Origin of the sequence: Collinsella sp. AM31-2AC (assembly GCF_003469285.1) — a bacterium.
Lineage (GTDB): Bacteria > Actinomycetota > Coriobacteriia > Coriobacteriales > Coriobacteriaceae > Collinsella > Collinsella aerofaciens_AT.
This window is the reverse complement of sequence record NZ_QSJB01000017.1, coordinates 14,358-27,959: the sequence shown is the minus strand read 5'-3', so window position 1 is coordinate 27,959 and position 13,602 is coordinate 14,358. Positions and strand designations below refer to the sequence as shown.

The window sequence follows — 13,602 nt, the reverse complement described above, 5'->3', positions numbered from 1 at the left end:
ATCGCGAGATGACACTGACGACATGGGCTCGTCGGACTACTCCACGGTTGGTCGTTCCGCCGGGCTTATGACCATCCTGACCATCGTGTCTCGCGTCACTGGTTTTATCCGCACGTGGGCAATGGCGGCCGCTATCGGCATGTCGCTACTCTCGTCCTCCTATCAGGTCGCCAACAACCTGCCCAATATGCTCTACGAACTCGTGATGGGCGGCATGCTCGTGACGGCGTTTTTGCCCGTGTACATGGGCGTGAGGCGTGAGCAGGGTCGCGAGGCCTCGAACGAGTACGTGGGCAACCTGCTCGGCATTCTGCTTTTGGTGCTGGGTGGCATTTCGTTGCTGGGGACCGTGTTCGCCCCGGGCTTTATCTGGACGCAATCGTTCCTTTCGGGTGACGGCGGCAGCATGGATACCGCTGCGTTCATGTTCCGTTTCTTTGCCATCCAGATTCTGTTTTATGGTTTGGGTTCGGTGTTCTCGGGCGTTCTCAACGCACACCGCGACTACTTCTGGTCGACGTTTGCCCCGGTCCTCAACAATGTGATCGTCATTGCGAGCTTTATGGGTTTTGCGCCCGTGTCCGCACAGTTTGGCGAACGTGCCGGCATCATCTTGATTGCGGCCGGTACGACCCTCGGTGTCTTTGTTCAGATGGCATGTCAGATTCCCGCGCTTGGCAAGCACGGCGTGCATCCCCATATCCATATCGACTTTAAGGACCCCGCGCTGCGCCAGACGATTGCGCTCGGTATCCCGACGCTGCTCGCCACGGTGTGCATGTTTGTCTCGACTTCTATCACCAACGCTGCCGCGCTGGTGGTCCAGCCCGAGACTGGCCCTTCCGTCATCGCCTATGCGCGCCTGTGGTACACGCTGCCCTACGCGCTGATTGCCGCCTCGCTTTCGACGGCGCTCTATACCGAGCTCTCTCACGACGCACAGGAGAAGGATTACGACAGCGTTCGCACGGGCATTTCGCGTGGCGTCGCCCAGATGCTGTTCTTCCTGATTCCGTTTGCGCTGTACCTGATTGTCTTCGCGCGTCCGCTCAACATGATTTACTGTGCCGGCAAGTTCGATGAATCCGGCGTGGCGCTGGTGTCCGAGTTCCTTGTCTACCTGGCGTTCTCGCTGCCGCTCTACGGCGTGGTCGTGTTGATGCAGAAGAGCTTCTCTGCCTTGCTCGACATGAAGCCCTATAGCCGCTATTGCCTGTATTCCGCCATCGGCCAGGCCGGCTCGGTTCTGCTGTTTGGCGTTGTGCTGGGCTTCGGTATGCCGGCAATCGCGCTTTCGTATGTCGTCGACTACGTGATCTTGGTCGGCTGTTCGCTGTGGTGGCTGCGTCGTCGCCTGCGTGGCCTTCAGGTCAAATCTATCCTACATGGCGGTTTCTTTGGCCTTTTGCTCGGTGGCCTGGGTGCTGCCGCAGGCGCCGGCGTCATGTGGGCGCTTGAACACTTTGTCGGGGCACTTGGCGGCTCGATTCTGATTACTCTTGGCTATGTTTGCGTTGCGGGTGTCGTCTCGCTTGCTGTTACCTTTGGCCTTGCCGTCGTCCTTAAGATGCCCGAGGTCTCGGCGCTGCTTCGTCGCAAGTAGGTGCGCGTGGCCGGTCACGACAACATTCCAACGCTTGCCGAGCAGGTTTCGCGCGTTCCCACGCAGCCCGGATGCTACCTTTGGAAGGATGCCAAGGGCGATGTCATCTACGTGGGCAAGGCGAAAAACCTGCGCGCCCGTATGCGTCAGTACGTGACGCTGCAGGACGAGCGCCAGAAGATCCCGCTGATGATGCAGCTGGTGGCGAGCTTTGACTATATCGTGGTGGAGACCGAGCACGAGGCGTTGGTGCTCGAGCGCAATTTGATTGGTCAGTACCATCCGTACTTTAACGTCGACCTCAAGGATGACAAGAGCTACCCCTTTATCGCCATTACAAAGGGCGACCTGTATCCCGCTATCAAATACACGCGTGAGCGTCATAAGCCGGGAACGCGCTATTTTGGACCTTATACCGATAGCCGCGCGGCACGTGAGACGATAGATACGCTGCGCAAGGTTATCCCCATCTGCTCCGCATCCTGTGCGGAGTGGCGTCGTTGTCGCCGTATCGTCGAGTCCCACAAGGGCGAGGAAGACATCGTCAATATGATTTGCGCGCAAAACGGGCGCCCCTGCTTTGACTACCATGTCGGGCGCGGCCCGGGTGCGTGTGTCGGCGCGATTTCCCCGGCAGACTATGCCAAGAACGTCAAGCGTGTCGAGCGCTTTTTGTCGGGCCATCGCAAGGATGTCGTCGATGAGCTGACCTCCGAGATGACGGATGCCGCTGAGGCGCTCGACTTTGAGCGCGCGGCACGCGTCAAACGTCGTTTGGAGGTCATCAGGGGTCTGGACGATCGTCAGCAAGTCGTTTTTCCCTCCAGTGTCGATATAGATGTCATCGGTTTCTATCGCGAGGAGACCATCTCCGCCGCTTGCGTCTTCGTCGTTCGCGAGGGCCGAACTGTTCGCACCTGCGAGTTCATTCTCGACAAGGGTCTTGATGTTGACGAGGAAGAGCTCCAGTCGGGCTTTCTTAAGCGCTATTACGACGAGACGGCTGATATTCCAGCTGAGGTCAACCTTTCCGTCGAGCTTGAGGATGCGGAAGCGCTGGGGGAGTGGCTTGCGGGCAAGCGTGAGCGTTCCTGCCATCTCCATAGGCCGCAGCGTGGCGAAAAGCACCGTCTGCTCGATATGGCATCCAAAAATGCGCGCCATGCCCTCATGCGCTACATGATGCGAACGGGGTACGCTGACGACCGCACCAATCAAGCGCTCCTGGAGCTCGAAAGTGCGTTGGCGCTGCCATCGCCGCCGTTGCGTATCGAGTGCTTCGATATCTCTACACTGCATGGCACCTTTACGGTCGCCTCGATGGTGGTGTTTACCAACGGGCGCGCCGACAAGAGTCAGTATCGTCGTTTTAAAATTCAGGCCGAATTGGACGAGGCAAACGACTTCGTGTCGATGTCCGAGGTTTTGGGACGACGTTATGCTCCCGAGCGCATGGCCGACGAGCGCTTTGGCTCGCGCCCCGATTTGCTCGTTGTCGATGGCGGTAAGCCGCAATTGACCGCTGCGATCAAGCAACTTGAGGCTCTTGGGCTCGATATACCAGTTTGTGGCTTGGCAAAGGCCGATGAGGAGGTTTTCGTGCCTTGGGACGAGACTCCCGTCGTGCTGCCGACCGGGTCCGCGTCGCTCTATCTAATTAAACAGGTGCGCGATGAATCGCACCGTTTTGCCATCACGTTCCATCGCGAATTGCGCGATAAAGCCATGACGGTTTCGGTACTCGATGACGTTCCAGGCGTGGGACCCACCAGAAAACGTGCCCTTATGCGCCATTTTGGCTCGATGAAGCGTTTGCGCGCGGCGAGCGAGCAAGAGATCGCGGAAGTTCGAGGCATTCCTGCCGATGTCGCCAAAGCGGTTCACGAGGCGCTCGTTGCATGGAATGCCGAGCGCGCCGAGGCGGCGGCAAAGCAATCCGAAAACTAAACACGCCTCTAAACAACTGATATACATGATTGCGTGATTTTCAATCATTTATTTCACGGCGATTACCAGCCGATTTCGGGTTTAATTAACGCTAAAACGTTTGACTAGCCATGGTGAACAACCCTGCTATCCTGCGGGTTGACGAAGACTGATATCTCACCTCGTCGATACATACTGTCTGGCGAATCGTTTGTCAATGAATTCGGTGAACGGTAGCAAATACCGTTCAAGCGTATGTATGTATCGGTCGCCGAGCGCGGCACCTCAGTTGGGTTCGTCGGTAGGTAAGGTATATATCGTCCGCAAGTTGCGCGGGGGCACGTCTAGGCGCTCCCGGGTAAGATTCTCTATTGATAGGAGAAGACATGGCCATCATCAACAAGGGTATGTCCAGGCGTTCGTTCCTCGGCCTCACCGGCAGCGTCGCTGCTGTCGCAGGGCTTGGTCTCACCGGCTGCGGTGGCAGCTCTAGCGACGAGGGTTCCGCTTCCGGTTCCACCGATTCCGCCAACCGTGGCGGCGGCGTGATCACCGCTGGTTCCGCTTACGCTCCATCCAGCTTCGATCCCGCCAGCACCGGCTCCGCTGTGGGCCTGGGTGCTAACTGGCACGTCGTCGAGGGCCTCTACGGCATCGATTACCACGACTACAGCACCTTCAAAGAGCTCGCCACCGACGATCCCAAGTCTGTGGACGACACCACTTTCGAGGTCACCATCCGCAAGGGCGCCAAGTTCTCCGATGGCACCGAGGTCACCGCTGACGATGTCGTTGCCTCCTACACCGCTTGCGCCGCTTCCGCTACCTATGCTCCGTTCTTCCAGCCCTTCGAGTCCATCGAGGCCAAGGACGCCAGCACCGTGACGGTCAAGACCAAGGTCCCCAACTTCTCCCTGCTCAAGGATCGTCTGGCCATCGTCCGCGTTACCCCGGCCACCCAGACCGAGGAGGATCGCGCCAAGCAGCCGATCGGCTCCGGCCCCTGGATGTACGACTCTATCTCCGATACCGAGATCACCCTGGTTCCCAACCCCGAGTACAACGGTGAGTATGCTGCCGAGGATAAGAAGATCCAGTACAGCATCCTGACCGACCCCACCGCTCGCGTTACCGCTCAGCAGGAGGGCTCCACGCTCGTTATGGAGCTCGTTACCGCTGACGCCGTCGACCAGCTCGAGAGCGCCGGCTGCAAGATCGATAACGTTCAGGGTTTCGGCACCCGCTTCATCATGTTCAACGTCGCCAAGGAGCCTTGGAACAACGTCAAGGTCCGTCAGGCTGTCATGTATGCGCTCGACACCGAGAAGATGGTCAGCAACACCTTCGCCGGCCTTGCCACCGCTGCCAGCTGCTACCTGCCCAAGAGCTTCACCAACTATCATGAGGCTTCCACGGTGTACAAGACCGACGCCAAGAAGGCTAAGAAGCTCATCGAGGAGTCTGGCATCACCCCGGGTGCCATCACCCTGCGCACCACCGACAACGAGCAGATTAAGGGCATGGCCGCCCAGGTCAAGAATGACCTCGACGCTCTCGGCTTCGATGTGACCATCCAGACCGATACCTCGCCGGCCACCTACGCTGCCATCGACGGCGGCGAGGCCTACGATATCCTCCTTGCCCCTGGCGATCCTTCCTGCTTCGGCGCCGACCCCGACCTGCTGCTCAACTGGTGGTACGGCGACAACGTCTGGATGCAGACCCGTTGCCCGTGGAAGGAGTCCGCTGAGTGGCAGAAGCTCCACGGTCTCATGGACGAGGCTCTTGCCGCTGAGGGCGATGAGCAGCAGAAGAAGTGGAACGAGTGCTTCGACATCATTGCCGACAACGCCGTTCTGTACCCCGTTGTCCACGTCAAGACCGTCTCCGCTTCCTGGGACGATCCGTCCACTGCGCCCAACGGCGAGGCCCTCGATGGCTTCAAGGGCATCGGCACGACGAGCATGTCCTTCAGGGGCGTTGCGACCGTCAAGGCGTAAGACTCGCTTGAGTCTGTATGCAGGATGTCGGTCGTTGGGACCGTATCCTCATAGTTGAAACAAAGACCCGGGCGACCTCGATGTCGCTCGGGTCTTGTAATGAGTATCCGTACTCATATACCAGTTGGTCCTACCGACAAAAGAAAGGGGAGAGAACGTGAACAACTTGCTACGTTTGATTGGAAGGCGTCTTGTGGCGCTGCCGATCATGGCATTGGGCGTCACCGTCCTGGTGTTCTTCCTTATGTCGTTCTCCAAGACCGACCCCGCCTACACGGCGTTGGGTGACGGTGCCTCGCCCGAGGCGGTTGCCGAGTACCATGAGAAGTATGGTCTGGACGACCCCTGGCCTGTGCGCTACGTGCGCTATATGGGCGATTTGATCCATGGCGACATGGGCACCTATGGTGCTGCTCGCAACTCCGTTGCCAAGCGCATCTCCACGGCCCTGCCCGTCACGATGCAGCTGACCTTCATCGGCCTTGCCATCGGTGCGGTCGTTTCGTTTTTACTCGGCGTCATCGCGGCACTGTATCGCGACAAATGGCCGGACCAAGTGATCCGCGTCTTTTCCATCGCCGGCTTGGCAACCCCGTCGTTCTGGCTTGCCGTTCTGTTGATCCTGCTGTTCTCTTCCTACCTTAAGGTGCTTCCGGCATCGGGTGCTCTGCCTCACTTCACCACGAATCCGGCTGGCTATCTGGGACGTATGATCATGCCCGCTATCGCCTTGGCATTTCCGCTGACGGGCCAGATGACTCGTATCGTGCGTACCGCCATGGTCGAGGAGCTCGATAAGGATTATGTCCGTATGGCTCGCGGCGCCGGCGTTCCCGAGAAGGTCGTCGTCGGCATCAACGTTCTTCGCAATGCGCTGATCACCCCGGTCACCACCCTCGGTCTTAAGATCGGTTACCTCATGGGCGGCGCCGTCGTCATCGAGGTTATCTTCAACCTCCCCGGCATGGGCACCGCGATTCTGCAGGGCGTTCAGGGCAACGAGGCGAACCTGGTTCAGGGCGTCGTTATCGTCGTTGCTCTTGCCTTCATCATCATCAACATCGTGGTTGACATGCTCTACCTGCTCATCAACCCGCGCATCAGGACGGTGTAGATTATGGTAAAGATTCGAGAGAAGCAAACCGAGCAGCTCGAGAAGGCTGCCTCCAAGGGGCTCAAGCTCGGTGGCTGGAAGAAGATGACGCTGTCTTCTAAGATTGCCGCCGTCGTGTTGGTGCTGGTCGCCCTGACTGCGATTCTGGCGCCCCTTCTTGCCCCCTATAGCCCGGTCGAGATTTTTACGGCTCGCCAGGCTCCCGGCAACGGATTTATCTTCGGTACCGACGATAAGGGTCGCGACATTCTGTCGCGCATGCTCTACGGTGGTCGTTACTCGCTGATTATCGGCTTTGGCGCCACTGCCATGGCTCTGGTCTGCGGCTCGGTCGTGGGCGCCCTTGCGGCGGTTTCGCGCAAGGCCGTTTCCGAGACGATCATGCGTATCCTGGACATCATCATGTCCATCCCGGGCATCGCCCTCGCGGCCGTCTTCGTCTCCATCCTGGGCAACTCCGTGCCGTCGATCATCTTCGCCATCGGCTTTATGTACACTCCGCAGATTGCCCGTATCGTGCGCGCCAACATCGTGTCCGAGTACGGCGAGGACTATGTCCGCGCGGTCATCGTTTCCGGCGCCAAGGCTCCGTGGATTTTGATCAAGCATGTTCTGCGTAACTGCATCGCCCCGATCATGGTCTTCACCGTTACCCTGGTCGCCGACGCCATCATCTTCGAGGCCTCGCTGACCTTCATCGGCGCTGGTATCCAGGAGCCCACCGCTACCTGGGGCAACATCCTCGCCGACGCCCGCGGCGGCGTGCTCGCCGGCCGTTGGTGGCAGGCGCTGTTCCCGGGCCTGGCCATCATGATCACCTGCCTGGCGCTCAACATCCTCTCCGAGGGCATTACCGACGCCATGGCCGCTGCTCCCTCCGCCGCCCTGGATCCGACCGATTCCTCCAAGCGTCGCGAGGCCGACCTGCTGGTCTCCGACCCCGTTCGCGCCTACAAGGAGCAGGCCCAGTCCCTCTCCGCTCGCCTTGGCGCCCTGCGCGATGTCGAGCTCAAGCGTGACGATCGCCATGTGCCCGACGAGTCTGTCGAACCGATCCTTTCGGTCCGCGATTTCTGCATCCAGTTTGAGCATCACGGCGATATCAACGTCGTCGACCATGTCAACTTTGACGTCCGTCCTGGTCAGACCATGGGCCTGGTGGGCGAGTCCGGTTGCGGTAAGTCCATCACCACGCTGGCCATCATGGGCCTGACCGACGACGATGAGCACCTTTCCGGCGAGGTCCTCTGGGAGGGCCGCGACCTGCTCAAGATGAGCAAGAAGGAGTGGTTCGGCCTGCGCGGTACCGATATCGCTATGGTCTATCAGGACGCCCTGTCCTCGCTCAACCCCTCCATGCTCATCTCTGCCCAGATGAAGCAGCTCACCAAGCGCGGCGGCACCCGCAGCGCCGAGGAACTCCTGGAGCTCGTGGGCCTCGACCCCAAGCGTACGCTCGAGAGCTACCCGCATGAGCTTTCCGGTGGCCAGCGTCAGCGTGTCCTGATCGCTATGGCCCTTACCCGCGACCCCAAGCTGGTCATCTGCGACGAGCCCACGACCGCTCTGGACGTTACCGTCCAGAAGCAGGTCATCAAGCTGCTCAACGACCTTCAGGCCAAGCTCGGCTTTGCCATGATCTTCGTCTCGCATGACCTGGCGCTGGTCGCCGAGGTCGCCCATAACATCACGGTGATGTACGCCGGTCAGGTTATCGAGCAGGCGCCCACCAAGGAGCTGCTCACCAACCCGATCCACGAGTACACCCGCGGTCTTCTGGGTTCCGTTCTGTCCATCGAGAGCGGTTCGGGCCGCCTGCACCAGGTGCCCGGCGCCGTTCCGAGCCCGCGCGATTTCCCCAAGGGCGATCGCTTCGCGCCCCGCTCGAGCCATCCGCGTATTGGCCTGGACACCCGTCCGGTCTTCAAGCGCGTGCCCGGCACCGAGCACTTCTATTCCGAGCTCCCCGACGAGGTGCTCAAGGCAAATGGTTTGACCCCTCACGCGGAGGTGATGTAGATGAGCGAGACCGCAGTCAACGGCGTCGAGCCGATCATCTTCCTTGATGACGTCCACGTCACCTTTAGGACCCGTACCGGCTCGATTCTGCACCCTAACCTGGTTCACGCCGTCCAGGGTGTAACGATTAGGCTCATGCCCGGTCAGACGATCGGCATCGTCGGCGAGTCCGGTTGCGGTAAGTCCACCACCGCCAACGTCATGTGCGGCCTGCAGGCCCCCACGAGCGGCAAGGTCTACTTTAAGGGCAAGGACGTTACCAAACGTACCGCCGAGGACCGTCGCCACATGGGTCGCGTCATCTCGGTCGTGTTCCAGAACCCGGCCACGGCACTCAACCCCCGTATGGTCGTTCGCGAGCAACTGCTCGACCCCATGCGCGTCCACAACCTGGGTACCGAGGCCGAGCAGGAGAAGCGCGTCAAGGAGCTCTTGGAGCTCACCGGTCTGCCCAGCTCCGCCGCCGAGGTTCTTCCCGGCCAGCTTTCGGGCGGCCAGCGCCAGCGCGTCGCAATTGCCCGTGCCCTGTCGCTGAACCCCGATGCCATCATCGCCGACGAGCCCACCTCGGCTCTGGACGTTTCGGTTCGCGCGCAAATTCTGAACCTGCTGACCGACCTTAAGAAGGAGCTCGGCCTGGCCATGGTGTTCATCAGCCATGACATCCAGACGGTCCGCTATATCTCTGACGACATCATCGTTATGAATGGCGGCAAGATCGTCGAGCAGGGCGAGGCCAAGCAGGTCTTCCAGCACCCTCAGGACCCCTACACCAAGATGCTGCTCGGTGCTGCGCCGTCGCTGCTGCATCCCAAGCTCGGCGAGTAGCCTCGCTTTCCTCCCCGTGCGCCCGGTTCCCTTGCCGGGCGCACCTCCGTTGCGATTTCGAAAGGTTGGGTTCACGAGCCATGCCAAGTGCTCAGGAGCTACAACAGCAATTTGGTGGGTATCGGGGCGCCATGCCCCGTCCATCAGATTTCGATCTCTTTTGGAAGGACCGCATGGCCGAGGCCGACGCCGTCGGACTTGACTATGCGATCGAGACGGCATCGGTCACCGATGCCGTGACCTGCCAGCTTTTCGACCTCTGGTATACCGGCATGTGTGGCGCTCGCCTGCATGCCAAGTACCTTAAACCCGTCTCGGACGAGCCCGTGCCATTGGTACTTCAGTTCCATGGGTATCCGGGTGCAAGCCGCAGCTGGTTTGAGCAGGCGTCGTTTGCGGGCATGGGCATGGCACTCATCGCCCTCGACTGCCCCGGCCAAGGAGGTCCCTCCGAGGACATTGGTGGATTTGAGGGCACAACGGTCGCGGGCCATATCGTCGCCGGTATCGACGGCGATCCGGCCAACCTCTACTATGTCCGCTTGCACCAAGATATTCGCATCCTGTGCCGCATCGTTCGCGAGCTCGAGGGCATCGATCTTGCCCGTGTGTTTGTGAACGGCGCGTCGCAGGGCGGCGGTTTGGGCATTGCGACCTGTGCACTTAACAGCGAGCTTATCAATCGCGCCGCCATCCTCTATCCCTTCCTGTCGGATTTCCGCCTGGTCTGGGATTTGGATGCCGACGACATTGCCTACGAGGGCCTGCGCTATTGGTCTCGCTGGTTTGACGAGGACTCGACTCGTATCGACGAAGCCTATGCCAAGCTGGCGTACTTCGATTCCAAGAACTTTGCCCCTATGGTCAAATGCCCCGTGCTGTTTGGCACCGGCACAGCCGATACCGTCTGTCCGCCAGCGACGCAGTTTGCGGTCTATAACAACCTGACCTGTGAAAAGCGTCATGAGTTCTTTGAAGGCTTTGGCCACGAGGAGATTCAGGATTTTGACGATCTGATCATTCCGTTTTTCTGCAAGGGAGGGGAGGCTCATGTCTAAGTGCGAGAGCAATGTCAATGAGCTGATTGTCTCCGACCTTGTGGGGATTCCCGGAACGGTCTCGTCAAGGCTCGCTGATTTCCGGGATTGGCGCGGTGATGCTTCTGCGGATGTTTCCGAATTAGAGATAGCCGCTTCGGACCTTGAGGTTTGCGGGCCGAGTATTACGGCGATCGATTTCGCCAATCCGTATGCCCGCTACTCCGAGGTTTCCTTTGAGCTTAGTGGCGATGTGGTCCACGCGCGTTTGATTGAGCCTGCCGGTCGCGCCCGAGCATCCGAGCTTGTGCCGCTATGTCTGATGTTTCACGACATCGACCGACCCGTGCGGGGATGGCATCACATGACGAGGTTTGCGGCCATGGGATATGCCGTGCTTGCGCTGGACGATGAGGCGATTGGATCCAGCGAGCTGCAGCAGGGGATTGCCTCTCCTGCTTTTGTCAAGCGCGTCCGTTGGGGTTGCGCGATGGCGAAGGTGGCGCGCAATCTTGATGGTGTGGACCCCGACCGCATCTTTGCATGGGGCGAGGGCCTTGGCGGCGGAGTCGCGCTGGCGGTTTCTGCTCTGGACGAGCGGGGCCTCGCCTGCACGGCGGTTGCCAATCCAATTCCCGGTGGCCTCGAGGCGTTGTCGTCTCGGGTGCGTGGATCGGTGCTCATGGGCACATCGCTCATGGATGCCGTGAGTGATCCCAAGGGCCAGTTTGCCGTATTCAACGGTCTTGAGTGTGACCGGAGGCATATCATCTATGCCAAATACGCTCATGAGCGCATCAACGCGTTCGAAAACGAAGTCATCGACTTTTTTAACCAAACGTTCTACCCGTGTTCTTTGGCCTAGACGGCCTGGACACTGCCAACAAGAGTGGGTGGCATAGGGCCGCCCGCCAGACAACTAAGGAGATTCTTGTGGCAACTCAGAAATTCACCGGCGTTATCCCTCCCGTCGTTGTTCCCGATACCGAAGACCACCAGCTCGACGTTGCCTCCTTTGAGCGCAGCATCAACCGCATGATCGATGCCGGCGTCGATGGCCTGTTCTTCCTGGGCTCTTCGGGCGAGGTCGTTTTCTCCACCGATGAGCGTCGTCGCCAGATCATCGCCGAGGCCGTTCGTATCGTCGACCACCGCGTGCCCGTCCTGGTCGGCATCATCGATACCGAGACCGAGCGCATGATCGAGCACGGTAAGGTCGCTCAGGAGCTGGGTGCCGATGCGCTTGTCGCCACCTGCCCGTTCTATGCCCTGCAGGGCATGACCGAGGTCGAGGAGCACTTCCGCATCCTGCACGAGGAGCTCGACCTGCCCATCTTTGCCTATGACATTCCCGTCTGCGTTCACACCAAGCTCCCCTGGAAGCTCCTTGCCAAGCTCGGCGCCGAGGGCGTCCTTGCTGGCGTCAAGGATTCCTCGGGTGATGACATCTCGTTCCGCTATCTCGTTCAGGAGAACGAGAAGAACGGTCATCCGATGAGTATCCTCACCGGTCACGAGGTTGTCGTCGACGGCGCTTACCTCGGTGGCGCCGACGGTTCTGTCCCGGGCCTTGCCAACGTTGAGCCCGAGGGCTACGTGCGCCAGTGGAAGGCCGCTCAGGCCGGTGACTGGGCTACCGTCAAGGCCGAGCAGGATCGCCTCAACGAGATCTCCCACATCTGGGATGTCACCTCGGGCGTCCAGGGCTATGCCGGTGGCGTCGGCGCCTTCAAGACCGCTATGAACCTCATGGGCATCTTCGACAGCCCGACCATGCCGCGCCCGGTGAAGGCCATGACTGGCGAGAACGTCGAGGCGATTAAGAAGGTCCTCCAGGACAACGGTCTCCTGTAAAGCTTTCCCAGGCACCCGACCTCGCCGTTCAACCGTGTGGCCATGACCCGTTAGGTCAATGGCCACACGGTTTCTCGGCGATCTCGGGCACCTGGATAACCTTTACTGCGCTGTGACGGCTAGCCTGACGGCGCATTTCCTGTAGTTGTTTTTATCTCCGAAGGAGAGCGACATGGAGAACAAGTACGTCTGCTCTGTCGATATCGGCGGAACTAAAATTGCGACTGCCATCATGGAGTACCCGGCTGACGGTAGTGTGCCCCATTCCGTTTTTGAGGCCGAGGTTCCTACCGAGGCCCAAGAGGGCGGCGAGGCCGTCTTCCAGCGTATCGAGGCGTCTATCAAGGCCGCTCTTGAGGCGAATCCCGATGTCGAGGTTCTCGGTGTCGGTATCGGTGCCGCAGGCGTCGTCGATCCCAAGACGGGCGCCATTGCGTATGCCAATGAGATCATGCCCGGCTGGTCCGGCGTTCAGTTGGGGCCGCGTCTGCGCGAGGACCTTGGTCTTCCCGTTGCCGTTGTGGGCGACGTGCAGGCTCATGCTCTGGGCGAGGCCCACTGGGGTGTCGGCAAGGGCAAGTTCTCCGTCTTGTGTCTTGGCATCGGTACGGGTATCGGCGGCGCATATGTCGAGAACGGCCGCGTGATGCAGGGCTTCCATGGTGCTGCTGGCCATATGGGCCACATCGAGTGCTCGGCTGCCGCCGGCATTCCCTGCGCCTGCGGGCGTTCCGGCCATCTGGAGTCGGTTGCTTCGGGCACTTCCATTGGTCGTATGTACGATGAGCGCTTTGGCCGCGTCGACCCCAGCCGTCCTTCGGTCGGTCGCGATGTGAACGACCTGTGCCGTGCAGGCGACGCAAAGGCGACCGAGGTCATCCATGATGCCGGCTTTGCGCTGGGTGCCAGCTTGGGCTCGCTCGCTAACATCCTGGACCCTGAGGTCATCGTGCTTTCGGGCGGCGTGATTCACCAAGGTCCCGATTGGCGTTCGCAGACGTGGAAGGATTCGGTGCACGAGGGCTATGCCAGCCAGGCGCTCGATCCGCTTCAGGACACGCCGATCCTCATCGGTTCTCTGGAGGGCGATGCTCCGCTCATCGGTGCCGCCGAACACCTTCTTGCGTCGTTGAAGTAAACATAACTACCAAGTGCGCCTTCTGAGGTGCCGCAGATTGACGTGAAAGAGGAGCGAAGCGTACTTCGGTACGCGAGCGACGG

The 13,602-nt window shown here is 60.0% G+C and carries 10 protein-coding genes; all 10 read left to right on the top strand.

Going from position 1 to position 13,602, the window contains the following annotated elements; translation table 11 throughout:
• Nucleotides 1–22 precede the first annotated feature (22 nt).
• The gene (gene murJ / locus DW796_RS08515) at nt 23–1,603 is read left to right on the top strand and encodes a murein biosynthesis integral membrane protein MurJ (protein WP_117759563.1); all 1,581 of its coding nucleotides are present in this window, start codon (nt 23–25) and stop codon (nt 1,601–1,603) included.
• 6 nt (nt 1,604–1,609) lie between these two features.
• Nucleotides 1,610–3,550 carry an excinuclease ABC subunit UvrC gene (gene uvrC / locus DW796_RS08510; RefSeq protein ID WP_324249369.1) on the top strand — a complete coding sequence of 647 codons (1,941 nt, stop codon included), beginning with the start codon at nt 1,610–1,612 and terminating at the stop codon, nt 3,548–3,550.
• Nucleotides 3,551–3,915: 365 nt separating this feature from the next.
• Nucleotides 3,916–5,529: an ABC transporter substrate-binding protein gene (locus DW796_RS08505; RefSeq protein ID WP_117655648.1), complete on the top strand. Its 1,614-nt coding sequence runs from the start codon at nt 3,916–3,918 to the stop codon at nt 5,527–5,529.
• 157 nt (nt 5,530–5,686) lie between these two features.
• Nucleotides 5,687–6,643 (top strand): ABC transporter permease, encoded by a 957-nt coding sequence (locus DW796_RS08500; protein ID WP_055251823.1) that lies wholly within the window; start codon nt 5,687–5,689, stop codon nt 6,641–6,643.
• 3 nt (nt 6,644–6,646) lie between these two features.
• Nucleotides 6,647–8,662, top strand: coding sequence for a dipeptide/oligopeptide/nickel ABC transporter permease/ATP-binding protein (locus DW796_RS08495; protein WP_035138893.1), 2,016 nt, complete (start codon nt 6,647–6,649; stop codon nt 8,660–8,662).
• Nucleotides 8,663–9,490, top strand: coding sequence for an ABC transporter ATP-binding protein (locus DW796_RS08490; protein ID WP_089573612.1), 828 nt, complete (start codon nt 8,663–8,665; stop codon nt 9,488–9,490).
• Between the two features lie 80 nt (nt 9,491–9,570).
• Entirely contained in the window at nt 9,571–10,548 is a 978-nt protein-coding gene (locus tag DW796_RS08485; RefSeq protein WP_117647499.1) for an acetylxylan esterase, read from the top strand.
• The gene (locus DW796_RS08480) at nt 10,541–11,392 is read left to right on the top strand and encodes an acetylxylan esterase (RefSeq protein WP_118066012.1); all 852 of its coding nucleotides are present in this window, start codon (nt 10,541–10,543) and stop codon (nt 11,390–11,392) included. The genes DW796_RS08485 and DW796_RS08480 overlap by 8 nt, the downstream gene beginning before the upstream one ends.
• A gap of 68 nt (nt 11,393–11,460) precedes the next feature.
• Nucleotides 11,461–12,381 (top strand): dihydrodipicolinate synthase family protein, encoded by a 921-nt coding sequence (locus DW796_RS08475; RefSeq protein WP_035138887.1) that lies wholly within the window; start codon nt 11,461–11,463, stop codon nt 12,379–12,381.
• Nucleotides 12,382–12,553: 172 nt separating this feature from the next.
• Entirely contained in the window at nt 12,554–13,519 is a 966-nt protein-coding gene (locus DW796_RS08470) for an ROK family protein (protein ID WP_118094827.1), read from the top strand.
• Nucleotides 13,520–13,602: the final 83 nt, after the last annotated feature.

Bases quoted from the DNA above. Each gene is read 5' to 3' on its own strand.
- murJ (WP_117759563.1), top strand. From the start codon at position 23: ATGGGCTCGTCGGACTACTCCACGGTTGGTCGTTCCGCCGGGCTTATG.
- DW796_RS08505 (WP_117655648.1), top strand. From the start codon at position 3,916: ATGGCCATCATCAACAAGGGTATGTCCAGGCGTTCGTTCCTCGGCCTC.
- DW796_RS08495 (WP_035138893.1), top strand. From the start codon at position 6,647: ATGGTAAAGATTCGAGAGAAGCAAACCGAGCAGCTCGAGAAGGCTGCC.
- DW796_RS08490 (WP_089573612.1), top strand. From the start codon at position 8,663: ATGAGCGAGACCGCAGTCAACGGCGTCGAGCCGATCATCTTCCTTGAT.
- DW796_RS08485 (WP_117647499.1), top strand. From the start codon at position 9,571: ATGCCAAGTGCTCAGGAGCTACAACAGCAATTTGGTGGGTATCGGGGC.
- DW796_RS08480 (WP_118066012.1), top strand. From the start codon at position 10,541: ATGTCTAAGTGCGAGAGCAATGTCAATGAGCTGATTGTCTCCGACCTT.
- DW796_RS08470 (WP_118094827.1), top strand. From the start codon at position 12,554: ATGGAGAACAAGTACGTCTGCTCTGTCGATATCGGCGGAACTAAAATT.